Annotated in this window: 23 protein-coding genes; 20 read left to right on the top strand and 3 right to left on the bottom strand. The window is 69.5% G+C overall.

The window, feature by feature from the left end:
* The first annotated feature begins 117 nt into the window (after positions 1–117).
* Complete coding sequence (locus tag BSZ36_RS10320; RefSeq protein ID WP_094548615.1) at positions 118–2766, top strand: GumC family protein; 2649 nt, start codon at positions 118–120, stop codon at positions 2764–2766.
* 5 nt (positions 2767–2771) lie between these two features.
* Positions 2772–3284 (top strand): polysaccharide biosynthesis/export family protein, encoded by a 513-nt coding sequence (locus BSZ36_RS10315; RefSeq protein WP_094548613.1) that lies wholly within the window; start codon positions 2772–2774, stop codon positions 3282–3284.
* On the opposite strand, the gene BSZ36_RS19405 is transcribed toward BSZ36_RS10315, so the two are convergent.
* A complete protein-coding gene (locus tag BSZ36_RS19405; protein WP_179271128.1) occupies positions 3281–3421 on the bottom strand; it encodes a hypothetical protein in 141 nt (46 codons plus the stop codon). The genes BSZ36_RS10315 and BSZ36_RS19405 overlap by 4 nt on opposite strands.
* Here BSZ36_RS19405 and BSZ36_RS10310 point away from each other — a divergent pair.
* From BSZ36_RS10310 to BSZ36_RS10255, 12 genes are all read left to right on the top strand, one after another.
* Positions 3420–4817 (top strand): MATE family efflux transporter, encoded by a 1398-nt coding sequence (locus tag BSZ36_RS10310; protein WP_094548611.1) that lies wholly within the window; start codon positions 3420–3422, stop codon positions 4815–4817. The two genes, BSZ36_RS19405 and BSZ36_RS10310, sit on opposite strands and share 2 nt — an antisense overlap.
* Entirely contained in the window at positions 4808–6259 is a 1452-nt protein-coding gene (locus BSZ36_RS10305) for an O-antigen ligase family protein (protein ID WP_094548609.1), read from the top strand. The genes BSZ36_RS10310 and BSZ36_RS10305 overlap by 10 nt, the downstream gene beginning before the upstream one ends.
* Entirely contained in the window at positions 6198–7619 is a 1422-nt protein-coding gene (locus tag BSZ36_RS10300; RefSeq protein WP_094548607.1) for a glycosyltransferase family 4 protein, read from the top strand. Before BSZ36_RS10305 ends, BSZ36_RS10300 begins: the two co-directional genes overlap by 62 nt.
* On the top strand, positions 7582–8883 hold the full coding sequence (locus BSZ36_RS10295) for a glycosyltransferase family 4 protein (protein WP_094548605.1): 1302 nt from the start codon (positions 7582–7584) through the stop codon (positions 8881–8883). Before BSZ36_RS10300 ends, BSZ36_RS10295 begins: the two co-directional genes overlap by 38 nt.
* A gap of 6 nt (positions 8884–8889) precedes the next feature.
* Positions 8890–9846: a glycosyltransferase family 2 protein gene (locus BSZ36_RS10290; protein ID WP_094548603.1), complete on the top strand. Its 957-nt coding sequence runs from the start codon at positions 8890–8892 to the stop codon at positions 9844–9846.
* A 69-nt stretch (positions 9847–9915) separates the two neighbouring features.
* Complete coding sequence (locus BSZ36_RS10285; protein ID WP_094548602.1) at positions 9916–10692, top strand: WecB/TagA/CpsF family glycosyltransferase; 777 nt, start codon at positions 9916–9918, stop codon at positions 10690–10692.
* Positions 10693–10788: 96 nt separating this feature from the next.
* Positions 10789–11862 (top strand): NAD-dependent epimerase/dehydratase family protein, encoded by a 1074-nt coding sequence (locus BSZ36_RS10280; RefSeq protein WP_094548600.1) that lies wholly within the window; start codon positions 10789–10791, stop codon positions 11860–11862.
* Positions 11863–12115: 253 nt separating this feature from the next.
* Positions 12116–12397: a hypothetical protein gene (locus BSZ36_RS10275; RefSeq protein WP_094548598.1), complete on the top strand. Its 282-nt coding sequence runs from the start codon at positions 12116–12118 to the stop codon at positions 12395–12397.
* Positions 12398–12563: 166 nt separating this feature from the next.
* A complete protein-coding gene (locus tag BSZ36_RS10270) occupies positions 12564–13598 on the top strand; it encodes an NAD-dependent epimerase/dehydratase family protein (protein WP_094548596.1) in 1035 nt (344 codons plus the stop codon).
* Between the two features lie 145 nt (positions 13599–13743).
* On the top strand, positions 13744–15021 hold the full coding sequence (locus BSZ36_RS10265) for a class I SAM-dependent methyltransferase (protein WP_094548594.1): 1278 nt from the start codon (positions 13744–13746) through the stop codon (positions 15019–15021).
* A gap of 191 nt (positions 15022–15212) precedes the next feature.
* Positions 15213–15737: a dTDP-4-dehydrorhamnose 3,5-epimerase gene (gene rfbC / locus BSZ36_RS10260; RefSeq protein WP_094548592.1), complete on the top strand. Its 525-nt coding sequence runs from the start codon at positions 15213–15215 to the stop codon at positions 15735–15737.
* A 27-nt stretch (positions 15738–15764) separates the two neighbouring features.
* Positions 15765–16337 (top strand): hypothetical protein, encoded by a 573-nt coding sequence (locus BSZ36_RS10255; protein WP_094548590.1) that lies wholly within the window; start codon positions 15765–15767, stop codon positions 16335–16337.
* A gap of 54 nt (positions 16338–16391) precedes the next feature.
* On the opposite strand, the gene BSZ36_RS10250 is transcribed toward BSZ36_RS10255, so the two are convergent.
* Entirely contained in the window at positions 16392–17834 is a 1443-nt protein-coding gene (locus BSZ36_RS10250) for a cryptochrome/photolyase family protein (RefSeq protein WP_094548588.1), read from the bottom strand.
* A 178-nt stretch (positions 17835–18012) separates the two neighbouring features.
* On the opposite strand from BSZ36_RS10250, the gene BSZ36_RS10245 reads away from it, so the two are divergent.
* The 6 genes from BSZ36_RS10245 to BSZ36_RS10225 all read left to right on the top strand — a co-directional run bounded on the left by BSZ36_RS10245 (position 18013) and on the right by BSZ36_RS10225 (position 22856).
* Positions 18013–18846: an enoyl-ACP reductase FabI gene (locus tag BSZ36_RS10245; RefSeq protein ID WP_094548586.1), complete on the top strand. Its 834-nt coding sequence runs from the start codon at positions 18013–18015 to the stop codon at positions 18844–18846.
* Complete coding sequence (locus tag BSZ36_RS10240; protein ID WP_094548584.1) at positions 18843–19220, top strand: DoxX family protein; 378 nt, start codon at positions 18843–18845, stop codon at positions 19218–19220. The genes BSZ36_RS10245 and BSZ36_RS10240 overlap by 4 nt, the downstream gene beginning before the upstream one ends.
* The gene (locus BSZ36_RS10235; protein WP_094548582.1) at positions 19217–20785 is read left to right on the top strand and encodes a M1 family aminopeptidase; all 1569 of its coding nucleotides are present in this window, start codon (positions 19217–19219) and stop codon (positions 20783–20785) included. Before BSZ36_RS10240 ends, BSZ36_RS10235 begins: the two co-directional genes overlap by 4 nt.
* Positions 20782–20940: a hypothetical protein gene (locus BSZ36_RS19400; protein ID WP_179271127.1), complete on the top strand. Its 159-nt coding sequence runs from the start codon at positions 20782–20784 to the stop codon at positions 20938–20940. The genes BSZ36_RS10235 and BSZ36_RS19400 overlap by 4 nt, the downstream gene beginning before the upstream one ends.
* A 197-nt stretch (positions 20941–21137) precedes the next feature.
* Positions 21138–21947 (top strand): HAD family hydrolase, encoded by an 810-nt coding sequence (locus tag BSZ36_RS10230; protein WP_179271126.1) that lies wholly within the window; start codon positions 21138–21140, stop codon positions 21945–21947.
* 90 nt (positions 21948–22037) lie between these two features.
* Positions 22038–22856 carry a L,D-transpeptidase gene (locus BSZ36_RS10225; protein ID WP_094548578.1) on the top strand — a complete coding sequence of 273 codons (819 nt, stop codon included), beginning with the start codon at positions 22038–22040 and terminating at the stop codon, positions 22854–22856.
* A gap of 71 nt (positions 22857–22927) precedes the next feature.
* Here BSZ36_RS10225 and BSZ36_RS10220 read toward each other — a convergent pair whose 3' ends face one another.
* Entirely contained in the window at positions 22928–24658 is a 1731-nt protein-coding gene (locus tag BSZ36_RS10220) for a prolipoprotein diacylglyceryl transferase family protein (protein ID WP_094548576.1), read from the bottom strand.
* Positions 24659–24761 lie beyond the last annotated feature (103 nt).

Raw genomic sequence — 24761 nt, 5'->3', positions numbered from 1 at the left:
GAGAGCGCCAATAGTGGCGGCCAAGCCTGCGTTGAGCGAGAGGGCTCGCCCCTTGCACACGCCGCGCTTGTGTCTCCCCCCGAGTCGGCCGATACCCCGACTGACCCGCCCCGACCTATGCAGGACCGCCCGACCCCTTCGCCCCAGCGCCCGGACCGATCTGGACCGGCCAGCCCGTCCTCCGGCGACGTCCACGACGCCGTCTTCGAGGAGATCGTTTTCGATCCCACGCCCATGGAGGAGTGGCGCGCGCCCGAACTCGTCGAGCCCCTGCCCGAGTCCTCTGGCGACGGCGCCGCCGTGCCCAACGCCGAGCGCGCCGACGCCCCCCGCCTCGCAGCCGAGCCGGACGCCACCGCGATGGACTACGACGAGCGCGAGGGCTTCCGCATCGACTCGCCAGAGGCCTACCCCGCAACGGGCGCCGCTGGCGCCGCGCTCGCGCCCATCCAGCGCTCGCTCCCCGCCGCGCCGCAGACGGCATCGGGCGCGCCCCCGGCCCCGCCTCTCCCGCCCGCGCGGACCGAGGCCCGCCGCGCCTTCCGCGACCGGATGCAGATGCTGAGCCGCCACAAGTGGCTCATCCTCGGCATCTTCCTCGCCACGCTCGGCGCCTTCGCGCTCTACACCGCCCTCGCCCCGCGCGAGTACACGGCGTACAGCCTGCTCCTCATCAACCCCGACGAGGACGCCGAAGTCTCCGCGCAAGAGGATCCCAACCGCGTTCTCAACCAGGCGCTGATCCTGCAAGAGAACCCGCTGATCGCGCGCCAGACTGCTCAGGCCATCCTGGACGAGCCGGGCGCGGAGACGCTGAGCGTCGTCCGCGAGGCCGCTGCGGAGTACGAAGCCCCTGTAGACGCCGCGAATCTGGGGGAGTACCTCCAGCAGGAGATCGTCTCCGTGGGGCCTGCGCGTGAGGAGGTGGACGCGCTCAAGGTGGAGGCCGTCGCGCACGATCCGCGAGAGGCCGCCAAGATCGCGCGGGTCTACACCAACGAGTACCTCGCGATGACGCGGCAGTCCAACCGCGCCGACCTCTCGGAGACACGAGAACTCTTGGAAGGCCAGGTGATGACCCGACAAGGCGAGCTCTCCGAAATCGAGTCCCAGTTGCAGGCGTTCATGACGCGCGAGAACGCCGCCGGCCTGCAGATCCAGACGCAGAACACCGTAAGCCAGATCGGCCAGTTGGAGTCCGGTCTCGACCTCGCGCAGGCCGAGATCAGCCAGCGCAGCGCCACGCTCGCCCAGTTGGAGCGCGAGGCCGCGTCTATCCAGCCCCGTCTGGCCGAAAGCGCCAACACTGGCGCCTCCAACGCGCAGAGCGCAGAGGTGCAAACCGAGATCACCCGCTACGAAGGGCTCCTAGCACAGGCGCTCCGCGCCAACCCGGACCTCCGCGGCGATCCCAACGCGCACCCCGACACCCGCGCGCTCAACCAGCGCATCCAGGGCCTCAAAGCCGAGCAGCGGCGCTTGGCACAGGAGCGGGCCTCTGGCGTCGTGAACTCCAACGGATTGGACCTGTCCAGCTCGGGCTCCAACGGCGCGAGCTACGTCGCCGACCTCCAGCGGCGCATCGCCGACGAGCGCTCGGCGCTCCAGGGCGCCCGCGCCCGCGCGAGCTCGCTCAGCTCCCGCTTGGGCGAAGCCCGTGGCGAGCTTCGCGCCAAGCCGGGCCAAGAGGTCCGCCTGTCGCAACTGGAGCGCCGCCGCGCGATGGCGTCCGAGGCGCTCGTCGAGCTGGAGCGTGAGCTGGCCAAGACGGAGATGGCCGAAGGGACCGAACTGGCCGTTGCCAGCGTGCTCCGCGAGGTGCAGGAGCCGCGCAAGCCCTCCAGCCCGAACGTGCTGCTCAACCTCATTCTCGGCTCGGTTCTCGGCCTTCTGCTCGGTCTCGGCGCCGCCGCGCTCCGCTACACGACGGACAGCCGCATCCACACGCCGGGTGACCTGGAAGGCGCCGGCTTCACGGTCGTCGGCACGGTCCCGGACCTGACGGACCAGCTCCGCAAGGGCCGCAAAACCGTGGACGGCATCCCGGTGCATCCGGGCATGGTGACCATCACGGAAGCGTTCGCGCCAGAGGCCGAGGCGTTCCGACATCTCCACGCCGCGCTCAACGCGGGCGCTGCCTCGCCGCAGGTCGTCCTCGTGGGCGCGCCAGAGGCTGGCGTGGGCAAAAGCCTCGTCGCGGCCAACCTCGCCGCCGCTGGCGCGCAAGCCGGCCGCCGCGTGCTGCTCATCGACGCCGACCTCCGCACGCCCGCCGTGGGCGCGCTTCTGGGACTTGGCGAGAGCCCGGCGCTCGGGACCGGCGGCCAGGACCTCAACGTGGTCTACTGGAGCACGGTCGTGCCCGGCCTGTTCGCCGTGACCGCCCGCGAGACGCCCGACGCCCCCGGCCAAGCCTGGGCGCCCGAGCGCGTCGGCGAGTTGCTGGGCAACCTCCGCCACACGTTCGACCTCATCCTCATCGACACGCCGCCCGCGCTCCGCACCGCCGATGCCGCGCTCCTCGCGCCCTACGCCGACGCCGCGCTGCTCGTGGCCGAGGCCGGCGAGAGCGACATCGACGCCATGAGCCACGTCGCGGGCGAGCTTGCCGGCGCGGGCCTCTCGCGCGTGGGCGCCGTGCTCAACCGGTTCGTGCCGTCTCGCGCCGTGGGTCACAAGAAGACCCAGGGCGCCCGCTTCTCTACCCCCAAGGCCCGCGCGACCCAGCAGCAGGCCGATCCCCACCAGAAGGCTCTCACCGCCTAGACATCATGCGCTCCTTCGCCCTCTGCGCCCTGTTCCTGCTCCTCCTGCCTCTGGCGCCAGAGGCCTTTGCCCAGGGCTCGCAAGGCGGCCGCATCGGCCGCAGCGAGCAGGTGATCTCCACCAGCCCGGGCTACTACCAGTTCCACCAGCCCGGCGAGGCCACGATCCAGGTGCAGGTGGAGGGCGCGGTCCGCAACCCCGGCCTGTACGAGATCTCGGTCCAGACCGACCTCAGCCGGCTTCTGGCGCTCACCGGCGGCGCCAACTACGACGTGCGCCAGTCCTCGGAGCGTCAGCGCGTCGAGGTGCGGCTGTTCCGGCCCTCCGAAGGCGTCGTTTACGCGACGACCTCGTCGGACATCGCGGCTAATCCCGGCTCGTACCCGCCGCTTCGCGAAGGCGACTCGGTGATCGTGGACGTGATCCGGAAGCGGAACTTCGGCTGGCAGGAGGCGGGCATCATCGTCGGCGCGGTCTCGGCGGTGGCCTTGCTCGTCAACGCGGTCGCGGGCAACTAGCCTCTGGCGCCAGAGGCCCCGGCCTCGGCGTGGGCCTCGGTTCCTGCACCCCCTATGTCCGCATCTCCATCTCCGGCCGTTTCGCCAGAGGCCCCCAGCCGGGCCTCGCGCGCGCGCCGTTGGGCGGGCAAGGGCATGTGGAGCGTCCTGGACCAGGCGCTGTTCGCCGGCGCCAACTTCGTGGTCAACGTGCTCCTCGCGCGGTGGCTCTCGCCAGAGGCCTACGGCGCGTACACCGTCGCGTTCACGGTTTTCTTGCTCTTTAGCACGCTCCACCAGGGGATGCTGACGGAGCCGATGCTGGTTTTTGGGCCGGGGCGCTTTAAGGACCGGCTGCCGGCGTACTTCGGAACGCTCTTGCGCGGGCACCTGGGCGTGAGCGCTATCGGTTTCGCCGTGCTCGGCGCGGGCGCGCTCGGCACGTGGGCGTTCGGCGGGCCTCTGGCGCTGACGGTTGGGCTCCTCGCCATCGCGATCGCGCAGGGCGGAATCCTGCTGACGTGGCTCACGCGCTCGATGCAGTACGTCACGTTCGAGCCGCAGCGCTCGGCCGTCGCCGGAGCGATCTACGCCGTGCTCTTGCTCGGCGGCGTGGCGGCGCTCTACGCCGCGGGTGTGATCGGCGAGGTGGAGTCCACCGACGTGCTCCTGGCCGTTGGCGTGACGGGCGCGGCGGGGCTCCTGTCCGGCCTGTGGCTCGTCCGGCGCGGCGGCCTGTGGCCGCTGCCGACGCCAGAGGCCGAGGTGGTGCGGGAGGCGCGCGCGCAGCACGTCGAGTACGGCCGGTGGGCGGTCGCCTCTGGCGGGCTGGACTGGGTGGCGGGCTACCTGCCCATCATGTGGCTGAGCCTCGCGGGCGGCCTGGCCGAGGCCGGCGGTCTGCGGGCGCTGTACAACTTCGCCCTCCCGGCCGTGCACGTGTTCCAAGTGCTCGGCACGCTCATGGTGCCGACGTTCGTGAAAGCGCTGGAAGGGGGGACCGGCCGCCGCACGCTGGGCGCGCTGACGGCCCTGGCCGTCGTGCTCGCGGGCATCTACGGCGCCGTGCTCCTCGTCGCGGGCGCACCCGCGCTGTCGCTCATCTACGACGGCAAGTTCGACGCGTACGCGGACCTCATGTGGGCCGTCGCGCTCGTGCCCGTCGGCATCGGCGTGGTGGTGGTGTTGCTCTCGTGCCTCCGCGCGATGGAGCGCCCGCGCCAGCTGTTCTGGGCGCGCATCGTCGCGCTCGTGTTGACGGTCGCGCCTCTGGCGCTGCTGGGCGGCGTGACGACGGCGCGCGCGGCGCTGCTCACGATCGTCGCCATTTCGCTCGCGAGCGCCCTCGCGATGGGGATCGACGCGCTGCGCCACCTCGGCACGTCGGGCGCCAGCGGCCCAGATAGCGCCTCTGGCGACGGCCCGCAGAGCCCACCGCCCGCCTCTGGCGACGGCGCGGGGCATGCCCACACGCCAGAGGCTACAGGCGAGCCCCGCTTGCCGCTCCATTCCGCATCCCCTATCCCTCCGCCAGAGGCCGAGCCGTGGACCTGACGTTTTCTCCCGGCCTCTCGCGCGGCATCTCCACCCGAGGCGGCGAGCGCTACCTCCGCGTGCTCGGCGTGTGCCTGCTGGGCTACGCGTTGTTCTCGCGCACGTTTGCCTACATCGGCGTGCCGCCGCTGTTTATCGGCGAGGTGATGCTGGCCATCGGCCTGTGGCTGGCGGCGACCTCCGGGCAGATGCGGCACGTGCTGGGCATGTGGACGGTGCGGATCTGGGCGGCGCTCGTCGTCTGGACGCTGATCCGAATGGTCCCGTACCTCGGCACGTATGGGCTAGACGGTCCGCGCGACGCGATGCTCATCGTGTACGGGAGTTACGCCGTGATCGTGGCCTCGCTGATTCTGGCGGCGCCGGAGCGGCTCGTGGAGGCGGTCACGCGCTACCGCACGTTCGTGGTCGTGATGCTCTCGCTGGCGTGGGTGGTGTACCTCGCGGCCAAGCAGTTCTACGCGCAGATCCCGGACCTGCCGTGGGCGGGCAACGTCAAACTGTTGGAAGCCAAAGGCGGCGACCTGATGGTCCACATGACCGGCATCACCGCGTTCATGGTGCTGGGCCTGATGAAGCGCAAGATGCTCTGGATCAGCCTCGCGGCGTTCAGCAGCGGCATCATCATGGTGAGCAACCGTGGCGGGATGGTGGCCTTCTTCCTAGGCCTGGGCCTCGCGTGGCTTATGCGCCCGCCCGGTACGGGACAGGGGAGCAGCAAGCTCGTGTACGCCTTCGTCTTCCTCGTCGTCGTCGGCGCGATTGCGGGGCCGATGTTGAAGCTGGAGGTGCAGGGCGGCAGCCGCGAGATCACCGTCGAGCAGGTCGTCGAGAACATCAGCTCCATCTTTGGGCGCTCGGGCTCGGACACGCTGGACGGCACGAAAAAGTGGCGCCTGCTGTGGTGGACCAAGATCGTGGACTACACCTTTAACGGGCCGTACTTCGCGCAGGGCAAGGGCTTCGGCATCAACCTCGCGGAGTCGGACGGCTTCGAACTCGACATCGACGAGGGGCTCCGGAGCCCGCACAACGGTCACCTGACGGTCCTCGCGCGAGCGGGCGTGCCGGGCTTCCTGCTCTGGCTCGCGGTCCACGCGATGTGGTTCTGGACCGTCGGCAGCGCGTGGGTGCGGGCGCGGCTCGCGGACCAGCGCCGCTGGATGGCGCTGTTCGCGTGGCTCTCCGCGGTGTGGATCGCGGCCCTGGTAAACGCGTCGTTCGACGTGTTTTTAGAGGGCCCGATGGGCGGCATATGGGTCTGGTCGGTGATCGGCGCGGGTCTTGCAGCGGCCCGGTTGCAACGCACGCACCCGACCCTGCTCGACGCGCCAGAGGCCCCGCTGCCTCGCGCGGCGTCGGCGCCCCCCGCCCCCCGCCATGCCCTCCGCCCCGAACCGTCCCGCTCCCCATCCCGACCTCCCGTTGCCTGGCAGTGGTGACGGCTCGCCTCTGGCGCCTGGAACGCTACACGCGGGAGCGCCACGCCTTTCGGTGACGGCCGAGAAGGAAGCGTCGGCGCCAGAGGACGCCCCTCTGACCGTCCTGCTGGTGCACAACTTCTACCAGCACCCAGGCGGCGAGGACCGCGTGTTCGAAGTAGAAGGGGAGATGCTGGAGCAGCGCGGCCACCGCGTGCTGCGGTACACGCTTCGAAACGAGGAGGTGGACGAAATGAACCGCGTGGCGCTGGCGGCGCGGACGGTGTGGAGCCGCGACGCCTACCGCGAGGTCCTGGAGATCGTCGAGCGGGAGGGCGTCGACGTCGTCCACGTCCACAACACGCTGCCCCTGGCGTCGCCGAGCGTGTACCACGCGGCGCAGGACGGCGGGGCGGCCGTCGTGCAGACCCTCCACAATTTCCGGTTCATCTGCCCGGGCGCGCTCCTCTTGCGCGACGGCGAGCTGTGCCACGATTGCGTGGGCAAAAGCGTGGCGACGCCCGCGATCCAGCACAAGTGCTACCGCGGGAGCACGGCCGCGACGGCGGCGGTCGTAGCGACGACGGCGATCCACAAGGCGGCGGGGACGTACGCCTCGAAGGTCGACCGGTACATCGCGCTCAGCGACTTCGCCCGAGGCCTCTTCATCGAGGGCGGGCTGCCCGCGGACCAGATCGCCGTCAAGCCCAACGCGCTCCAGGACGATCCCGTTCAGGGGCCCGGCGGCGAGTACGCGCTGTTCGCGGGCCGACTGGGCAAGGGCAAAGGCATCCAGGTGCTGCTGGACGCGTGGTCGATGGACCCGGACCTCCCGCACCTCAAGATCGCCGGAGACGGCGAGCTCTCGCACCTCGTCACAGAAGCGGCCTCTGGCGACCCACGCATCGAGTGGCTCGGGTGGTGCAACGGCGACGAAATGGCGCAGCTCATGCGCGAGGCCGCCGTGCTCGTCACGCCGTCCATGTGGTACGAAGGCTGGCCGCTTGTCGCCATCGAGGCGATGGGGTTGGGCACGCCCGTCGTGGCGACGAACCACGGCGTCTTTCCCGAGATGATCATCGACGGCGTAACGGGCTCGCTCGTACCTCGCGGCGACGCGGGCGCGCTCGGCCAAGCCGTCAGGCGCCTCCTCAGCGACCCTGAGATGCTGAAGGAGATCCGCCACGCCACGTGGGAGCTGTACCGCGAGCGGTTCACGCGCGAGATCAACTACCTCCAGCTCCGCCGCATCTACGCGGACGCGATTGCGCGCCGCAACGGCGAGCCGACCCCTCTACCTTCGCCAGAGGCCGCTCGGCCGCTGTTCGTCCCCGCCGCCGGCCATGCCCGATCCTCGCCCCCCGTTCCCGTTGACTGGTAGCGCCGCGCCTCTGGCGCCTGCGCGGGGCGCGCGCGATGCGGAGGGGACGCCAGAGGCGCTCTGGAACTCGGCCGAGGGCGGTGACCTGCCGACCGTCCTGCTGGTGCACAACTTCTACCAACAGCCGGGCGGCGAGGACCGCGTATTCGATATCGAGGGTGGCTTGCTGGAAGCGGCGGGCCACCGGGTGCTGCGGTACACGCTCACAAACGAGGACGTAGACGGAATGGGCCGCGCGGCGCTGGCGGCGCGGACGGTGTGGAGCCGGGACGCCTACCGCGAGGTGTTGGACATCGTCGAGCGGGAGGGCGTCGACGTCGTCCACGTCCACAACACGCTGCCCCTGGCGTCGCCGAGCGTGTACCACGCGGCGCAGGACGGCGGGGCCGCCGTCGTGCAGACCCTCCACAACTTCCGGCTGATCTGCGCCGGGGCGCTGCTCCTGCGCGACGGCCACATCTGCCACGACTGCGTCGGCACGCGGCTCGCGCTCCCGGCCATCCGGCACGCGTGCTATCGCGGGAGCACGGCCGCGACGGCGGCGGTCGTGGCGACGACGGCGATCCACAAGGCGGCGGGGACGTACGCGTCGAAGGTCGACCGGTACATCGCGCTCAGCGACTTCGCCCGAGGCCTCTTCATCGAGGGCGGGCTGCCAGAGGCGCTCATCGTGACCAAGCCCAATGCGCTTCTGGCGGAGCCGTCGCTGGGACCGGGCGGGGACTTCGCGCTGTTCGGAGGCCGCCTGGACTCCAACAAGGGCATCCAAGTCATGCTCGACGCGTGGCGAAATCACCCCGATCTGCCCCCACTCAAGATCGCGGGCGACGGCGCGATGGCGCCAGAGGTGCGGGCCGCGGCCTCTGGCGACCCGCGCATCGAGTGGCTGGGCTGGAAAAGCTCGGACGAGATGCGGGAGCTGATGGGCCGGGCCGCCGTGCTCGTGGCGCCGTCGCTCTCCTACGAGGGCTGGCCGCTGGTCGTCATCGAGGCGATGGGGCAGGGCACGCCCGTCGTGGCGACAAACCACGGCGTCTTCCCCGAGATGATCGTCGACGGCGTGACGGGCCACCTGGTCAAGCGCGACGACCCCCACGCCCTCGCCGCTGGCGTGCGCGCACTCCTCGCGGACCGCGAGGCGTTGCAGGAGACCCGCCGCGCGACGTGGAAGCTGTACCGGGAGCGGTTCACCCGCCGCATCAACTACCTACAGTTGCGCGCCATTTATGCCGATGCCATAGCCCACCGCCGCGCCCACGCCTAAAACCGCATGCCGCCCGAGAGTCCCCGCGTCGCGTTCGCCGTCCCCGTCTACAACGGGGAAGCCTACCTCGCCGAAGCGCTCCGCGCGCTCCAGGCGCAGACCGAGACGCGGTGGGTCGCGTTCGTGACGGACAACGCGAGCACGGACTCCACGCCCGAGATCGTGCAGGCGGCGGCCTCTGGCGATCCCCGGATCCGCTACGTCCGCAATGCCGCCAACCTCGGCGCCAACGGCAACTTCAACCGCTCCGCCGAGCTCGCCGTCGCCAGCGGCGCGCCCTTCGTCAAGTGGGCCGCCCACGACGACCGCCCGCACCCCGGCTACCTCGCCGCGTGTCTCGCCGCGCTGGACGCCGCGCCAGAGGCCGTCGGCGCGCACTCGGCAATCCGGCTGATCGACGGCGACGGCGACGTCTATCCCTACCGCGAGGACGCGGGCGGCTTTATCGCCTCGCCCACCGACGTGTGGAAGTGGACGCCCGAGACCATGCGGTTGCTCTCCGCGCCCGAGCCGGCCGAGCGATTCGGAAGCTTCCTGCGCGTCAAGGCGGGGGAGTGGATGATCTACGGCCTCTTGCGCGCCGACGCGCTCGCGAAGACCAAGCCGTTCGACCTCCCCGGCGTGGAGGACGCGCTCTGCGCCGAGCTCCTCTTGCGCGGGCCGATGCTGTACGTGGACCCGGTCCTGTTCGATCACCGGCTGCACGGCGGCAGCGCGCGGCACATGAGCCGCGCCGACTACCTCGAATACGAATCGGGATCTGAACATTCTAGCCCGGTATTGCCTTCCATCGGTCGTGCGGCGGACTTCGTGACGGCCATCCGCCGCGTGCCGCTTGCGCCTCGCCAGCGGCTCCGCGCCTGGGCCACGCTCGCGCACTTCGCGCTGGGCCTGCGCCGTTTCCGCAACCTCGTCGTCCCCGGCCCCGACAACTACCTCGGCCTCAACTTCCAGCGCTCCTGACCGCCTCTGGCGCCAGAGGCCGCGGCGCTTCCCGTCGCAGCGCTCCCGGACGACCGACCCCGACGACCCATGACCGACTCCGCCCACATCCTCGGCGTCCGCTTCGACGCCCGCTCGACCGACGAGGCCGCCGACGAGATCCTCGGCTGGGCCTCTCGCGCCGAAGCGCGCTATGCCTGCTTCTCCAACGCCCACGGCACCATCGAAGCGCAGGACGACCCGTCGTTCATGGACGTCCTCAACGGCGCCGACCTCAACGTGCCGGACGGCATGAGCGTGGTCCGCGCGATGCGCTCGCTAGGCGTGGATCAGAAGGACCGCGTCTACGGCCCCGACGTCACGCTCGCCGTTGCCGAGCGCGCCGCCGCCAGAGGCGTGCCCGTCGCGTTTTACGGCTCCAGCCAGAAGGTCTTGGACGCGCTCTCGGCCAACCTCCCGCAAAAGGCGCCGGGCCTTCAGATCGTCTCCGCCATCTCGCCGCCCTTCCGTGCGCTCACGCCCGAAGAGGACGAGGCCTTCGTGCAGGAACTCAAGGCCTCTGGCGCCCGCATCGTTTTTGTCGGCCTGGGCTGCCCACGCCAGGAGCGGTGGGCCGCCGAGCACGCCGACCGCATCGGCGCGGTCTGCCTCGCCGTCGGCGCCGCGTTCGACTTCCACGCCGGGCTGCTCACGCAGGCGCCGGGCTGGATTCAGCAGGCCGGCCTAGAGTGGGCCTTCCGCCTCGCGATGGAGCCCAAGCGCCTCTGGCGCCGCTACTCGCGCATCGTCCCCCGGTTTATGGGCGGATTCGCCGCGCAGCGGTTCCGCCAGAGGCAGCAGAACGCGGTCTCGGCCCCGACGGCATAGCTCTCGCATCAGAACGCACAGCGCCGCCTCCCCCGGTACATTCACGTCCCCTGGCCCACGATTGCGGGCCGCGGAATCTCACCTTCGCCACACGAGATGAACATCGACCACGACCCCAAGAACACTCGCGTCCTCGTCACAGGTGCTGGCGGCTTTATCGGCCACCACCTCGTCACGTACCTCAAAGCCAAGGGCTACTGGGTCCGCGGCGTGGACATCAAGGAGCCCGAGTACAAGGCCACCGACGCCGACCAGTTCGACTTGCTCGACCTCCGCCGGTGGGACAACTGCCTGGAGGCCATGCGCCCCGCGCCCGACGGGCAGAAGATCGACCACGTGTACGCCCTCGCGGCGGACATGGGCGGCATGGGCTTCATCTCGGCCAACCACAGCCTGATCCTCCACAACAACGTGCTCATCAACACGCACACGCTGGAGGCCGCCCGCAAGGGGGGCGTGAGCCGCTACTTCTACACGTCCAGCGCGTGCGTCTACCCGGAGCACCTCCAGACCTCGGCGGACGTGGTCCCGCTCAAGGAGGAGGACGCCTACCCGGCCGCGCCGCAGGATGCCTACGGGTGGGAAAAGCTCTTCACCGAGTTGCTCTGCCACTACTACGCCGGCGACTACGGCATGGAGACCCGCACGGTCCGCTTCCACAACGTGTACGGCGAGCTCGGCACGTGGGACGGCGGCCGCGAGAAGGCGCCAGCGGCCATGTGCCGCAAGGTGGCCGTCGGCAAGCTCACCGGCGAGCCGACCATCGATGTCTGGGGCGACGGCGAGCAGACCCGCTCGTTCATGCACGTGGACGACTGCACCGAGGGCGTGTACCGCCTCATGATGAGCGACTACAAGGAGCCGCTCAACCTCGGCCGTGACCGCATGGTGAGCATCAACAAGCTCGTCGACATTGTGGCCGATGCCGCTGGCGTCGAGATCCAGAAGAACCACATCGACGGCCCGATGGGCGTCCGTGGCCGCAACTCGAACAATGACCGCCTCCGCGAAGTCCTCGGCTGGGAGCCGAAGATCACGTTGGAGGAGGGCATGGCCCGCACGTACAACTGGATCGAGGCGCAGGTACGTGACAAGATGGCCCGCGAGGCCATGGAGCAGGAACTCGCCGCCGCTGGCGATGGGGCAGTGCACGCAGCGCAGCCCGCGTAGCGGCCTACCATTCAGGCACAGAGAGGGGCGTGGCGCTGAGGCGCCGCGCCCCTTTTGTATACGTTGATGGTCGGGAGCAACGCCTAACGCGAGGTTGGAGAACCGTCGGCGGAGAACATTCGGTGAGATACTGCGACAAGGTGGGTGTGTGCCTCGCGGATCTACGTTAACTCGCACTGTTTAGGAACCGGAAACGGTACCTTGCGCGTTACGCCGAACTCATTCGGCTATTACCCACTACCAGAGGCACATCATGGCGAAGTCAAAATCATCCAAAGCGTTCGAGTTCGAGACCATCAGCGCGGACGAGGCGAGCAACCGCAAGTCCACGCGCGGTCGTCGCCGCAGCAAGTACAGCCCGATCGGCGAGCGGTTCGCGGATCTCAAAAAGGGCGAGGTTCTCGTCTTCAAGGCGACGAAGAACGAGGTGCAAGGCATCCGTAACTACATGCGCCGCAACTTTGAGGACGCGCACGTGGTGAACAGCCGTTCCCTCGACGGCGACAACTTCGAGGTTTACCTCTCGGAGGCGTAACGCTCCCGGCTGCGACCGATCCAACGCCCGGTGTCACTACACACCGGGCGTTTCTGTATCTGTCCCGCGCGCCGGTCGCCTCTCGCGACGCCAGAGGCGAGCCTACGGCGCGGCACCTCTGGCGGCACGGTCTTCGCTCCGCCTCGGGTGCACGACATTGCCACGTATGCGCATCCTCCTTACCGGCCACGACGGGTACATCGGTACCGTCATGGCTACGACTCTACGCGACGCGGGCCACGAGGTCCACGGCATCGACAGCGGCCTCTTCGCGGCCTGCGCCTTCGGGCCTCAGCCTCTGGCGCCGGTGGCCACGCAGGCCGACGTCCGCGAGATCACGCCCGCTTCCCTCGACGGCTTCGACGCCGTCGTTCACCTCGCGAACCTGAGCAACGACCCGCTCGGCAACCTCGACCCAGACCTCACCTTTGCTGTCAACCACCGCGCCACGGTGAAGTTGGCGGAGATGGCGCGAGAGGCCGGCGTCGGCCGCTTCGTGTTCGCGAGCTCGTGCAGCCTTTACGGCGCCGCCGGGCAGGACGCCGTGACCGAGACTGCCCCGTTCAACCCCGTCACGCCGTACGGCGAGGCCAAAGTGCTCGCCGAGCGCGACCTGAAGCCTCTGGCGACGGACTCCTTCGCGCCCGTCTTCATGCGCAACGCGACGGTCTACGGCGTGAGCCCGCGCCTCCGGTTCGACCTCGTGGTCAACAACCTGACCGCCTGGGCGATGGCCACAGGCCAGATCCGCATGAAGAGCGATGGCAGCCCCTGGCGCCCGCTCGTCCACGTCCGCGACGTGTGCTCGGCGTTCGGCGCTGCTCTCGACGCCCCGCCAGAGGCCGTGAGCGGCGAGGCGTTCAACGTCGGCGCGGCAAGCGAGAACTACCGCATCCGCGAGGTCGCGGAGATCGTGGGGGAGGAGGTGGACGGCACGCGCGTGACGTTCGCCGAGGGCGCGAGCCCGGACGCGCGATCGTACCGCGTCGCCTTCGACAAGATCACCGAGCGCCTAGGCTGGACTCCCGAGTGGACCGTGCGCGATGGCGTCCGCGAGGTCCGCGACGCGCTCGCCGGGCTCGATCTCCAGCCCGAGACCTTCGAGGGCCCGCGCTACTCCCGCATCGCGCACCTCCAGTCTCTTCTCGACTCGGGCCGCTTACAGCCTGACCTCCGCTGGGCCGACGCCATCCCCGCCTGATTCGCCTCTGGCGCGATGGGCGCCTCCGCCAGAGGCCTCTGGCGCCAGAATGCAGGCACATGCGAAAATGCGGGCGTATGCGATACGCCCCTACGGGCTTGATCCTTCAGGTATATCGACAGCACTGACGACCGAACATCGATCCATGACCGCCACCGAATCCGCGCCTGCCGCGCTCTCCCTCGACTCCGACCCGGGCCTCGATTGCCGCCACTGCGGCACGCCTCTGGCGCAATCGGTCGCGGACCTCGGGATGCACCCGCCGTGCCAGAGCATCGTGTCCCCGGAGCGCCGCTGGGCGCCAGAGGCCGTCTTCCCGCTCCACGCGTTCGTGTGCTCGCCGTGCCGCCTGGTGCAGATCGACGCAGTCGTCCCGCCAGAGGACATCTTTACCGAGTACGCCTACTTCTCGTCGTTCTCGACCTCGTGGCTGGAGCACGCGAAGCGCTACGCCGAGTCGATGATCTCGCGGTTCGGGCTGGACGGAAGCAGCACCGTGGTCGAACTCGCGAGCAATGACGGGTACCTCTTGCGCAACTTCGTGGAGGCCGGGATCCCGTGTCTGGGTGTGGAGCCCGCCGCGAACGTGGCCGAGGCCGCGGTGGCCTCTGGCGTGCCGACGCGCGTGGCGTTTTTCGGCGAGGACGAGGCTCGCGCGATGCGGTCTGAAGGCATCGGTGCCGACCTGATCGCGGGCAACAACGTGCTGGCGCACACGCCGCACCTGAACAGCTTCGTCGCGGGCATCAAAGCGCTCCTCAACCCCGGCGGCGTGGCGACGCTGGAGTTCCCGCACCTGGTGCGGCTCATGGAGGGCAACCAGTTCGACACGATCTACCACGAGCACTTTTCCTACTTCTCGTTCACGACCGCCGAGCGCGTGTTCGCGGCCCACGGCCTCACGCTGTTCGACGTGGACGAACTGCCCACACACGGCGGCTCGCTCCGCATCTACGCCCGCCACGCCGACGACGACAGCACGCCTCTGGCGCCGAGCGTCGCGCGGCTCCGCGCGCAAGAGGCCGAGTGGGGTGTGGACGAGGACGCGACCTACGCCGCCTTCGCGGACCGCGTGACGCGCACCAAGCACGCGCTGCTGAGCTTCCTTCTGAAGGCCGCTGGCGAGGGCAAAACCGTCGCCGGCTACGGCGCGGCGGGCAAGGGCAACACGCTGCTCAACGCCTGCGGCATCAAGCCCGATCTCGTCCAGTTCGTGGTCGACCGCAACCCGTACAAGCAAGACACCTACCTGCCGGGCTCGCGCATTCCGGTCTTCGCGCCAGAGGCCATCTTCGAGCGGAAGCCGGACTACGTGCTCATCCTCCCGTGGAACCTCCAGACGGAGATCGCGGAGCAGATGAGCGCCGTCCGAGAGTGGGGCGGCCAGTTCGTCGTGCCCATCCCCGAGGTGGAGGTGTTTTAGGTCAGGCCGCAGGTGCGCGGGCCTCTGGCGCTTCGGGCACTAGTGCTGCGTGATACGTGAATAGAGATGCGAGAGAGCATTGGGCTCCTCTGCTCTCGTCCACAGCGTGGAGCAGAAGCCTCTAGCGCCAGAGGCGAGCGCGAGGCAGCTTTACTCGGAACTCGGAACTCGGAACTCGGAACTCGGAACTCATGAACCTCCACCCCACGAAAATCCCAGGTTGCGTCCTCGTCACCCCGCAGTGGCACGAGGACGAGCGCGGCGGCTTCTCCCGCACCTGGGACGCCGAGACGTTCGCCTCTGGCGGCATGGCAACCGAATGGGCGCAGTGCTCGGTCTCGCGCAATCACGCCAGAGGCACGCTCCGTGGGATGCACTTCCAGCGCGCGCCGCACGAGGAGGCCAAACTCGTCCGCTGCACGCGCGGCGCGGTCTACGACGTGTGCCTGGACCTGCGCGAGAGCTCCCCAACACGCCACCAGTGGGTCGGCGCGGAACTGACGGCCGACAACGGCCACGCGCTCTACGTCCCCGAGGGCTGCGCTCACGGCTTCCTGACCCTCGAAGACGACTCCGAGGTCTTCTACATGATCTCTGCCGCCTATGCACCCCATGCCTCTGGCGGCGTGCGCTGGGACGACCCCGCGTTCGGCATCGAGTGGCCGGGCGAGGTGCGCGTCATCAAGGACCGGGACGCAGACTATCCACTGATCTAGCGCCAGAGGCCGATAGCAAGAGGAAATATGGACTCCATCGCTCAAGACCTCTACACTGCCGCCGTCTATGTAGCTCAGCGCGAAGATGCTGAGATCCGTGCTCTCACGGATGATGGGGTGTTCTCTATCCCAGAGTTGGCCTATGCTTACCTCGTCGGGAAAGAGTTTGCTCAGCGCCAAGCGTATGAGAAGGGCAAACAAATCAAGTGGAAGCGCGAGACGAGGCTCGGGTCTGGTCCGACGGATCTCGTATTGGAAATCCCGAAAGACGACGGTGACACTCTTGTGATCGCAGTCGAGTTCAAAGTCCGCAGCACGCTACCCAAGTATCGCGCAGACCTCCGGAAACTCGAGGCCGCGAAGTACGGAGATCAATCAATAGACCTGCGCATCTTTCTAGCCCTCGTGGATCGGTTTATCGGCAGAGAGGATCCTCGTATCGCCGATATCGACGCAGAGGTAGACGGCGGCACGGGAAAGTGGAAACCGGACCTACGCCCCATCTCAAGGTTCATCCAGTTCGAGACGAAGACCTCCAGCTACTCTAGCCCTGTCGAGTGCGTCGTCGCGGCATGGATTGTAGGTGGCAGTGACGAGTAGAATCCAGCAAGATGCCTCTGTCAGATGTCTATCACTGGCCACTGACTCCAACCCTTACCGGATCTCATTGTACGCTTCCATCGCCATGTCGCGGCGCTCGGCGTGGTCCACGATGGGAGCCGGGTAGGTCTCGCCGATCACGACGCCGGCCTTTTCCAGCACGGCCTCTGGCGCCTGCCAGGGCTTGTGGATCCACTTCTTGGGGAGGTCCTTGAGTTCCGGGACCCACTCGCGGATGTAGTCACCGTTGGGGTCGTGCTTCTCGCTCTGGCCGATGGGATTGAAGATGCGGAAGAACGGCTGCGCGTCGGCGCCAGAGCCGGCGACCCACTGCCAGCCCATCGTGTTGTTGGCGAGGTCGCCGCCGCAGAGCGTGTCCCAGAACCACTTCGCGCCCTCCTGCCACGGCACGAGGAGGTCTTTGGTGAGAAACGAGCCGGTGACCATGCGGATGCGGTTGTGCATCCACCCGAGCGCCCAGAGCTGGCGCATCCCGGCGTCGACAAGCGGATACCCCGTCTGTCCGCGCTGCCATGCCTCCAGATAGCCGGGCGTGGCGCGCCACTTGAAGTCGGCGAACTTCTCCTTGAGCGGCTCGGTGGGCGTCTCCGGGTGCGCGTGGAGAACGTGGTACGAGAACTCGCGCCAGGCCAGCTCGGAAAGGAATTTGTCGGCGGCGTCGCGCGTGGGGCCGTTCGAGACCCAGGCGTTGCCGCGGGCCCAGACCTCGCGCGGACTGATCTCGCCCCAATGGAGGTGCGGCGAGAGCTCGGACGTGTGGCGGAGGTCGGGGCGGTTGCGGTCGTCGTCGTAGTCCACCGCGACGTCCAGAAAGCGGTCGAGCCTCTGGCGGGCGCCGGCCTCGCCGGGCGTCCAGAAGTCGCGCATGCCGCCGGCCCAGTCCACGCCGTCCTGCTGCTCGGGCGTGAGGCCGAGGCTGTCCAGATGGGTGCTGTCGGGCCAGGCCTCTGGCGCTTTGCGTTCGCCCAGGCGCGGGACCGCCAGAGGCTCGCCGACGGTCACCTGCTTCTTGAACTTGCGCCAGAACGGGCCATACACGTGGTACGCGCCGCCCGTCGTGGTGCGGATCTCGGAGGGCTCGTGGAGCAGCCGCCCGGTGAACTGCTTGCACGCGATGCCGTCGGCTTCAAGCGCCTCGCGGATCTCCTCGTCGCGCTCGCGGAGCGCGGGCTCGAAGCGCGTGAGCCACGCGACGGTATCCGCGCCAGAGGCGTCGAGAACCTCACGGATGGCATCCAGGCTTGGCCCCTGGCGGACCGTCAGGCGCGAGCCCTTCTCGCGCAGGTCGCCGTCGAGCGCCTCCAGGCTCTGGCGCAGCCACCAGCGGTGCGCGCCGCCAGGCGCCCAGTCGCCGTGCTCCTCTGGCGCCCACACGAACAGCGGGACGACGGGGCCGCTGGCGCCAGAGGCGAAGTCCAGCGCGGCGTGGTCGGAGAGGCGGAGGTCGTGGCCGAACCAGACGACGGTTCCAGGCATGAGCGGCGGGGGAGAGGTGCCCGGTGTGTTCGCGCGGGCCTCTGGCGCGGTTCCTTCCGAGCAGCGGAGAGGCGTGCGGACAGCCTCTGGCGCCAGAGGCGGAGACGGACGCGCTTGGCAGAGCCCAGGTCCGCCAGAGGCTGCGGTACCTTACGGCCCCCTCACCTCCAGACCCGACATGGCAACCGACGGCCACGGCCTCCTCGCAGGCAAAACCGGCATCATCTCCGGCGCACTCGACCCCGATTCCATCTCCTGGGCCGTCGCCGAGGCCGCCCACCGCGAGGGCGCCCGCTTTGTGCTCACCAACGCGCCCGTCAGCAAGCGCTTCGGCCAGCTCGACGCGCTCTCCGAGGCCACCGGCGGCAGCCCCATCGTTTACGCCGACGCGACGAGCGACGCGGACATGGACGCGCTCTACGCCGAGGCCACAGGCCACGCGGGCGGCCAGATCGACTTCGTGGTCCACTCCATCGGGATGGGGCTCAACGTGCGCAAGGGCAAGGCCTACGAGGAGCTCAAGTACGAGTGGTACCAGAAAACGCTGGACATCTCGGCCGTCTCGCTGCACCGCATGGTTGCCGCCGGGCTCCGCGCCGACGCCATCGCCTCTGGCGGGTCGGTCGTCGCGATGAGCTACATCGGCGCGCAGCGGACGTTCTCGACGTACTCCGAGATGGGTGACGCGAAGGCGCTGCTGGAGAGCATCGTGCGCTCCTTCGGCTACCGCCTCGGCAAGAAGAGCATCCGCATCAACGCGCTCTCGCAGAGCCCGACCAAGACGACCGCCGGCGGCGGCATCGAAGGCTTCGACGCGCTCTACGACTTCGCGGACAAAGTGGCCCCGCTCGGCAACGCCGATCAGGCCTCGTGCGCCGACTACACCGTCACGCTGCTCAGCGACTACACCCGCATGGTGACCATGCAGACGCTGTTCCACGACGGCGGCTACAACAACATGGGCATCTCGGAGGAGATCGTCCGCGAGATGATGGCGCAGAAGGACGCATGAGCCGAGCGCAGAAGGCGTCTCTCGGGCTCCTGGCTGTCGGGTTCATCGGCGCGGGCGTGATGCATTTCGTCCGTCCGCGGATGTTCACGCAGATCGTCCCGCCGCAGCTTCCGGCTCCCCAGACCCTCGTCGCCGTCAGTGGCGCCGCCGAGGTGCTGGGCGGCGTCGGGTTGCTGATTCCGCGCCTGCGCAAAGCGGCGGGGTGGGGGCTCGTCGCGCTCCTGGCGGCGGTCTTCCCCGCGAACATCTACATGGCGACGGTGGCGGAGCGGTTCGCGTCGCTCGCGCCCGCGTGGGTGCTGTGGGCGCGGCTCCCGCTCCAGCCTCTGGCGATGCTCTGGGTGTGGTGGGCCGCCGTCCGCGGCGACCGATGACGGGCCTCTGGCGCCAGAGGCCCGGCGAGCGCGCAGGCCGATGGCTCGCGCTGGCGCTCTGCCTCGCGCTCGGCGCGTGCGGCGCTAGAGGCGGCGTGGAGGACGCGCTGGACGTGCCCGAGCCGCAGGCGGGCGTGGACGTGCAACGCCTCACGCTCGCACTCCGCGTGGACCCGACCGAGCTGGCGGTCTCCGGCCGCGCCACACTCCGCGTGAAGCACCCGAACGATCTGGGCACGCTCGTGCTCGGCTTGAGCAGCGCGATGCAGGTGGACCTGGTGCGCGTCAACCAGCAACCCGTGCAGATCACGCACGAGGAGAACGCCCTCGCGATCCCGGTCCGCGGCGACAGCAGCCTCGTCGAGATCGTCTACGGCGGCACGCCGGACGCTGGCCTCTACCGCGAGGAGACGGAAGCGGGCGGGACCGTGCTCTGGACCGACGGCTGGCCGACGCGCACGGCGGGCTGGATGCCGGGCGTGCACCATCCGAGCGACCCGGTCGTGTGGGACCTCGCGCTGGAGGTACCTACGTCGTGGGAGATCGCCGCCAGCGGCACGCCAGAGGCGGAGACGTTGGAGGACGGCTGGCGCCGCGGGCGCTTCGTCACCTCCGAGCCCGCGCCCCTCTACACGCTCGCGTGGGCGGCCGGCGACTTCGCCGTGACCGAGCAGGCGGGCAGCGTGCCCATCCGCCACCTCACGCTTCGAGGCGACTCCCTCGCCGTCGGCGCGCTGGAGCGGACGCCGGCGATCCTGGACACGCTGGAAGCAATGCTCGGACCGCTGCCCTACGGCCGGTTCGCGACCGTCGAGGTGCCGCTCGTCTACGCCGGGATGGAGAACGCCGCCGCGCCGTTTTTCCAGACCCAGCTCTACGGCGAGGCCTCTGGCGCGCTCGAGGAAGTGATGGTCCACGAGGCCGTCCACCAATGGTGGGGCAACGACGTGGTCCCCGCCGACTGGCGCCACCTCTGGCTCGCCGAGGGACCCGCCACGTACCTCACGGCTGTTCTCTACGAACGCTTGGACGGGCGCACCGCCTTCCGCGAGCAGCTCGTCCGCATGGCGCTCCTCTCGCGCGACGACGCCCGGCGCCGCCTCGTCCCCGACGCGCTCGCCTCGCCAGAGGCCATGCTCTCGGGCACGGTCTACCAGAAGGGTGGCTCGTTTCTCCACATCCTCCGCCAGACCGTCGGCGACGCCGCGTTTTTCGCCGCGCTCCGCGCCACGCTCGTGGCTTACGACGACGCGCCTCTGGCGACGGCCTCGTTCCAGGCCGAGCTCGAAGAGGCCTCTGGCGTGGACCTCGACGCGCTATTCGAGACGTGGGCCTACAGCACGAACCTCCCGACGCTGAAGACGCGCTGGGACCGCGGCACGCGCACCCTTTCGTGGGAGCTCAGCGGCGCCAGCGGCGGGCTGAGTGGCATCGGCCTTGAACTCTACATCGCGCAGGACGACGCCTCTGGCGTGTACGTCCCGCTCGACGCGGGCACGGCAACGCTCACGGGCGGAAAGGCGCCTGAGGTGTACCCCGTCGGGTGGATCGCGGACGTGCGGTGAGGAGGGCCGCGGCCCGATTTGATCCGCCAGAGGCCTCTGGCGTCGCGCGCCGCTCGCTCTGCCTCCAGCGCTCGTCCGGCCTCCCGAAGGGGCGTGTCGCACACGCCCGGCGCTCAGGACGGCTCCGGGTCCCGCCAGAGGCCTCTGGCGGTTGAACTGGCCCTCACCCTGTCCCTCTCCCGAGGGAAGAGGACCTCGCAGGTAAGCCCCAGGAATCCTCTGGCGCCAGAGGCGAGCGCGGGACAGCTTTACCCAGTACCCAGTACCCAGTACCCAGTACCCACGCCCACGCCGTCTTCGCTTGACGCCAGAGGCCCGGCCCGGCACCTTCGGACGCCCCACCCTGAGCCCCGTGATCCGACTGTTCCTCTCCGATATCGACGGCTGCCTTTCCGAGCCATACCGGCCGTTCGACCTCTCCGGGTTCGCGAGGCTCCGCGCGTGGGCGCAGCACGCCGAAGGGGAGGAGGCGTGGCCGCGGATCGGGATCTGCTCGGGGCGGGCGTATGCGTACGTGGAGGCCGTTGCGCAGGGGTTGGGGCTGTACGGCCCGGCGCTGTTCGAGAGCGGCGGCGGGCGGTTCGACCTCCAGGCGGCGTCTATCGAGTGGAACCCGGCGCTGACGCCCGAGACGGAGCGCGCGCTGGACCGCGTGCGGGAGTTCTTCCTGCGCGAGGTGGTCACCGGCGCTCCGCGGATTTCGCTGGACTACGGCAAGCGGGCGCAGGCTGGCATCGTGAGCGCGAGGCAGGGCGAGTGCGCCACGTTTCTCCCCGCCGCTCGCGCGTTCGTAACGGCGCTCCACGAGGAGACCGGCATCGCGCTGCACCCGTTTTCGACGCCGTGGTCGGTAGATGTTGTCCCGGCCGAGCTCACCAAAGCGCAGGCGCTGAGCTGGGTCGCGGAGGCCGAAGGCATCGGGCTGGACGAGATCGCGTTCGTGGGGGACACGGACGGCGACGTGGGAGCGCTGCTGGCTGCGGGCCGCGGTTTCGCGCCTCAGAACGCCGATCCTGCGGCCAAGGAGGCCGCCGACTTCGTCACGCAGGGCGGCATGATCGCGGGCGTCGGGGAGGCCTACCTCCACTGCTTGGAGACCAACGGCGTGGACCCCGTGCAGGCGCTTGTTTCTGCCCCCGGCCTTTTCAGCACGGATAGCTGACGTCGGCGCGTTACGTTTGCCTGTGCAGATCCGCCAGAGGCCCGGCACGCCGCTTGCCCGCCTCCGCCCGTGCCCTGTCCTCTACCGCCGATGATGCGCCCGCTCTTCCTGCTCCTCGCCCTCGCTATCGCCTCTGGCGCCCACGCTCAAGCCGATGAGGCTCCGCGTTCCTTTGCGGGAGCCGATCGTGCCCGTGGCGAGACGTTCGCCGAGCGCGAGGCCCGGATGGCAGAGCGTGGAGGGCCGGAAACCGCGCCCGCGGCGTACGTCGTCCGAGACCGCGTGCCTCTGGCGGCAAGCCGGGGCGGCGCCGCGCTCCGGACGCTCCGCCGCCGCGACGGCGTCCGCGTGCTGGAAGAGACCGACGGGTGGAGCCGCGTGGCGTGGAACGAGGTGGAGGGGTGGTTGCCGAGCGACGCGCTCTCCAACGTCTGGATTCGCATCAGCAAAACCGACCGCACCGCCTACGTCTACCAGGGCGGTCACCTCTGGCGCGAGCTACCCATCGACGTCTCCAACACGCCCGACGGCGACAAAACACGGCGGGCGGGCCGGTTGGAGAAGGAGGAGCACCGCATCCCCGAAGGCACCTTTTTCGTAACCCGCCGCAACGAGGACTCCAACTACTACCTCGCGTTCGTGCTCAGCTACCCGACGCCGGTGCACGCGCTGCGCGGGCTCGAAGACGGTCTTATCTCGCAGGCGCAGTACGAGTCCATCGTGTCTGCCCACCGGGAGTTCCGCGAGCCGCCGCAGAACACGCGCCTCGGCGGCCTGATCGAGATCCACGGCTCCGGTAGCGGACGCCGCCGGGCGTGGACGCGCGGCTGCGTGGCGCTGCGCAACGTGCACATGGACGCGCTCTGGGAGATCGTCGAGGTCGGCACGCCGGTCGTTATCGAGCCGTAGCGCCAGAGGCCTCTGGCGTGCCGAGCCACCGGTAGATGGCGCAGACGTCCAGCCTCCGGCGCCAGAGGCCGTCAGTCGATGGGGATGGAGTAGCGCACGCGCGCGCCGACGTGGTACGGCTGGTCGCTGACGGTGCCTGCAAACGCGACGATGGGCTCGATCAGGAACTGGTCGAGGACGAAGGTGCCGCTGGCATAGACCCCCGAGCCGCTCAAGCCGCCTTGGAACCGGACTTCCTGCCCCGCTGCGGTGAGCCCGCCTGTGCCGAGACCGAAGTGGACGGCCGGCGCCGGGGAGCCCATCAGCGAGCCATCGAAGAAGCCGCCCTGCAGGTGGAATCTGCGGGGGCCGGCGCGGAAGCCGAACGTCTGCGCGATGTTCGCCACGTCGTTCTCGTCCGCGCCCAGGTAAGTGATCTCGCCAACGCGGGCGCCGAAGTGTCCACCGAAGTTCTTGCCTTCGAGCCGGACGTAGGCGTGCGCGTCGTAGGTGTTCACGCCAGGCTCGCCCTCCCGCGTCGAGCCCGGGTCTGCGTTTTCCTGCGTCCCTCCGCTGAGGCCTAGTCCCAACTCGCGGGTGAATGCCCGGTCGATGTCCACGGTCACGTGCGCGATCCCTACACCGGCCGTCCGGTACTGGTTGAGGTTGGAGTCGCAAACCTCTTGCTCCTGGTAGACGCCCGTGCCGCCGTGCGCCTCCACCGCGAACATCGTGAAGCGCTCCGTGCCGCCGTCCGCGCCCGTCGAGTCCGCCTCTGGCGTGAGGATCTGGAACCCCATCACGAGCGGAAGGCCCGCCGCGAGGGCCGTTGCCGTCCACCGGAGGTGCGGCGCCGCGGCGTGGCGCCAGAGGACGACCGCGACCGCGCCAGCGGCGGGGAGCAACCGGACGAAGAGCGAGACGGACTCTGGCGCCGTCAGCCAGCCGTCCAGCGCCACGCGCGCCGCGAGAAGCGCCACCAGGAGACCGACGAGCCGCGCGACCGGCGCCTCCGCCAGAGGCGAGGAGGCTAGTGCGGGCCTCTGGCGCGCACGGCGCTCGGAGAGCAGCACCCAGCCGAGAGCGAGAACCGCCGTGATGGCCATCGCGACCTGAATGGACGTGAGGCCGGCAATAGCTTCCACCTCGCGCGCCCGCACGAAGTCCTGCGCGAAGCGGTGCACGGCATACGCGCCGACCGTCGCCCAGCACAGGTTGCCCGCGATGCGGAGCCGCCGCGAGACCGCCGGCAGCAGCGCCAGAAGCCCGAGCGCGAACACGATGTCGTACAGCGGGACCGGGTGGACCGCGTGCGGCCCCGCCGCGCCGGCGCCAACGACGCCCTCGGCGACGTGGAAGCCGTGCACGAACGAGCCGCTGGCGTACGTCGCGCCGAGCACGCCGTCTGTTGGCGTGCCAAAGCAGCAGCCCGCGAGCAAGCAGCCCACGCGGACCAGCACGAGCGCCACGAGCCCGGAGTACGCCAGAGGCTCCAGGACGGACTGCCGGATGCCGAGCGCCCGCCGCGCCACCTCAGCGCCAAGGAGGGCGCCGGCGATCGCGCCCGGGATGCGCTTGACCGAGGCCTCTGGCGCGATCCCGCCGTCGATCAGCGCGCGGACAGCGTCTAGCGCGATGGGGAGCACGCGCGTGCCCACGATGCCGCCCAGCCCGGCCGCCGCCAGGACGAGCAGCCACGAGGCGGGCGGCCAGCCCCGCCGGTAGCCCATGACGGCGGCCGTGAGGTACGCGCCGAGCAATGCGGCGACGTAGAACGGCCCGAAAAGCTCGGGGTAGGCGCCGAGAGGGTTAGCGAGAGTCATAGGGGGTGCCCGGGGTTAACGCCGTCAACCTACCTCTGGGACATACTACAGCCCTTCACATTTGTACCGTCATATCGCCCCACTCCCAGGCCTCTGGCGGGCC

This window comes from Rubricoccus marinus, from assembly GCF_002257665.1.
GTDB lineage: Bacteria > Bacteroidota > Rhodothermia > Rhodothermales > Rubricoccaceae > Rubricoccus > Rubricoccus marinus.
Note: the sequence above shows the minus strand (reverse complement) of the source record. Positions and strands in the feature narration are given on the sequence as shown.

Bases quoted from the DNA above. Each gene is read 5' to 3' on its own strand.
- BSZ36_RS10320 (WP_094548615.1), top strand. From the start codon at position 118: ATGCAGGACCGCCCGACCCCTTCGCCCCAGCGCCCGGACCGATCTGGA.
- BSZ36_RS10315 (WP_094548613.1), top strand. From the start codon at position 2,772: ATGCGCTCCTTCGCCCTCTGCGCCCTGTTCCTGCTCCTCCTGCCTCTG.
- BSZ36_RS10310 (WP_094548611.1), top strand. From the start codon at position 3,420: ATGTGGAGCGTCCTGGACCAGGCGCTGTTCGCCGGCGCCAACTTCGTG.
- BSZ36_RS19405 (WP_179271128.1), bottom strand. From the start codon at position 3,421: ATGCCCTTGCCCGCCCAACGGCGCGCGCGCGAGGCCCGGCTGGGGGCC.
- BSZ36_RS10300 (WP_094548607.1), top strand. From the start codon at position 6,198: ATGCCCTCCGCCCCGAACCGTCCCGCTCCCCATCCCGACCTCCCGTTG.
- BSZ36_RS10295 (WP_094548605.1), top strand. From the start codon at position 7,582: ATGCCCGATCCTCGCCCCCCGTTCCCGTTGACTGGTAGCGCCGCGCCT.
- BSZ36_RS10290 (WP_094548603.1), top strand. From the start codon at position 8,890: ATGCCGCCCGAGAGTCCCCGCGTCGCGTTCGCCGTCCCCGTCTACAAC.
- BSZ36_RS10285 (WP_094548602.1), top strand. From the start codon at position 9,916: ATGACCGACTCCGCCCACATCCTCGGCGTCCGCTTCGACGCCCGCTCG.
- BSZ36_RS10280 (WP_094548600.1), top strand. From the start codon at position 10,789: ATGAACATCGACCACGACCCCAAGAACACTCGCGTCCTCGTCACAGGT.
- BSZ36_RS10275 (WP_094548598.1), top strand. From the start codon at position 12,116: ATGGCGAAGTCAAAATCATCCAAAGCGTTCGAGTTCGAGACCATCAGC.
- BSZ36_RS10270 (WP_094548596.1), top strand. From the start codon at position 12,564: ATGCGCATCCTCCTTACCGGCCACGACGGGTACATCGGTACCGTCATG.
- BSZ36_RS10265 (WP_094548594.1), top strand. From the start codon at position 13,744: ATGACCGCCACCGAATCCGCGCCTGCCGCGCTCTCCCTCGACTCCGAC.
- rfbC (WP_094548592.1), top strand. From the start codon at position 15,213: ATGAACCTCCACCCCACGAAAATCCCAGGTTGCGTCCTCGTCACCCCG.
- BSZ36_RS10255 (WP_094548590.1), top strand. From the start codon at position 15,765: ATGGACTCCATCGCTCAAGACCTCTACACTGCCGCCGTCTATGTAGCT.
- BSZ36_RS10250 (WP_094548588.1), bottom strand. From the start codon at position 17,834: ATGCCTGGAACCGTCGTCTGGTTCGGCCACGACCTCCGCCTCTCCGAC.
- BSZ36_RS10245 (WP_094548586.1), top strand. From the start codon at position 18,013: ATGGCAACCGACGGCCACGGCCTCCTCGCAGGCAAAACCGGCATCATC.
- BSZ36_RS10240 (WP_094548584.1), top strand. From the start codon at position 18,843: ATGAGCCGAGCGCAGAAGGCGTCTCTCGGGCTCCTGGCTGTCGGGTTC.
- BSZ36_RS10235 (WP_094548582.1), top strand. From the start codon at position 19,217: ATGACGGGCCTCTGGCGCCAGAGGCCCGGCGAGCGCGCAGGCCGATGG.
- BSZ36_RS10225 (WP_094548578.1), top strand. From the start codon at position 22,038: ATGATGCGCCCGCTCTTCCTGCTCCTCGCCCTCGCTATCGCCTCTGGC.
- BSZ36_RS10220 (WP_094548576.1), bottom strand. From the start codon at position 24,658: ATGACTCTCGCTAACCCTCTCGGCGCCTACCCCGAGCTTTTCGGGCCG.